This window comes from Bacillus sp. P4_D3 (assembly GCF_056401855.1).
In genome coordinates, this window is the sequence record NZ_JBFUIN010000668.1 from 1 (window position 1) to 1,684 (window position 1,684).

Annotated in this window: 2 protein-coding genes; both read left to right on the top strand. The window is 32.4% G+C overall.

What is annotated here, in order from left to right:
• The first annotated feature begins 199 nt into the window (after positions 1–199).
• Positions 200–925, top strand: coding sequence for an ABC transporter ATP-binding protein (locus tag AC1DTM_RS25395; RefSeq protein ID WP_477001179.1), 726 nt, complete (start codon positions 200–202; stop codon positions 923–925).
• Positions 918–1,684 (top strand): putative ABC transporter permease subunit (locus tag AC1DTM_RS25400; protein WP_477001180.1); only part of this gene is annotated, 767 nt, incomplete at its 3' end. The genes AC1DTM_RS25395 and AC1DTM_RS25400, both read left to right, overlap by 8 nt.

The following is a 1,684-nucleotide window of genomic DNA, read 5'->3' on the forward strand; positions in this document are numbered from 1 at the left end:
AATTATAGTAAAGCGACAAAAGGAAATATTAAACGACTTACGATGATTTATATTATACTAGCCGTTGTTTTAATCGTTGGATTAGGAGTTTATATTTATTTTAAAGGTTGAAAAAACTGAAAAATGTAAAAATCTGAAAATATAAGTATGCTATAATATCAATATAGTTAATTGGTAATTAAGGAAAGGATTGGATGTAATGATTGAAATTGTGAATGTGTCAAAAAGTTATAATGGATCTAACTACGCAGTAAAAGATTTAAGTTTATCTGTACCTAGCGGAGAAATATTCGGATTTTTAGGACCGAATGGTGCCGGTRAATCAACGACAATTAAGATGATTACTGGTATTCATGGGGTGGACAAAGGGACCATTACAATCAATGGTAAAGATATTATGAAAAACCCGATGGAAGCGAAGAAAACATTTGGCTATGTTCCAGATAGCCCGGATATGTTTTTACGATTAAAAGGAATTGAATATTTAAACTTTATGGCTGATATGTACGAAGTGCCGAAGGAAGTAAGGCAAGAACGAATAGAGTCTTTAGCGAAGAAGTTTGATCTTTATAATGCTTTATCTGATCAAATTCAAAGTTATTCACACGGTATGAGGCAAAAGATTGTTATTATTGGTGTGCTTATACATGAGCCGGATGTATGGATTTTAGATGAACCGTTAACAGGGCTTGATCCGAAATCTGCATATATTTTGAAAGAAATGATGAGAGAACATGCAGATAAAGGGAAGATTGTATTTTTCTCTACACACGTATTAGAAGTGGCGGAAAAAATATGTGACCGCGTCGCTATTATTAATAAGGGGAATTTGCAGTTTAAAGGGAATTTAAATGAAATGAGAGATCATTTTAAATCCAATGAATCACTTGAAAAAATGTTCTTGGAGATGACGGGTAATGAGTAAAATTTGGACGTTAACGAAGGTATTATTGAAATTAAATTATGCAGATTTTATAACTGATAAAAAGAAACGATGGGCATATTTATTCTCCTTTGCAGCGATTTTATTTGTTGGGTTTTTAATATTTGGTTCGATGACGCATGGAATATATGAAGGTATGAAACAAATAGGTCAGGAGCCAGGAATTATTATTGCAATGGGACTAGCGATTGCGAGTATATGGGTATTTTTAATGAGTATAACGAACATTTTGACGGTATTTTATTATAGTAATGACATTGAAATGTTGTTACCATTACCATTAAAACCATCCCAAATTATTTCAGCGAAGTTTTTTACAGTATTAATTACACAATACGTAATGAGTTCGTTTATTTTATGGCCTATCTTTATTACTTACGGTTTAAAGAGTGGTGCGTTTATTACATACTACCTATATATGATTGTCATTTACTTATTCTTCCCGATCCTTCCGTTAGTTTTAGCTTCATTGATTATGACAATTATTATGAGGTATACGAATATAGCGAAAAATAAAGACCGGGGAAATATATTTATCGGAATCGTAAGTATACTGTTTATCGTAGGGATTAATGTATTTATGCAGTGGAGAAATAAAAGTGCGTTTTCTGGAGACACAGCTGCGGACTACCTTGTAAATAATCAATCCTCTCTTTTCGTTCAAATGACAAATTATTTTCCGACTACATATTTTGGAGCGATGGGATTAGTAGAAAACGCATCGTGGAAAGGTCTTTTATA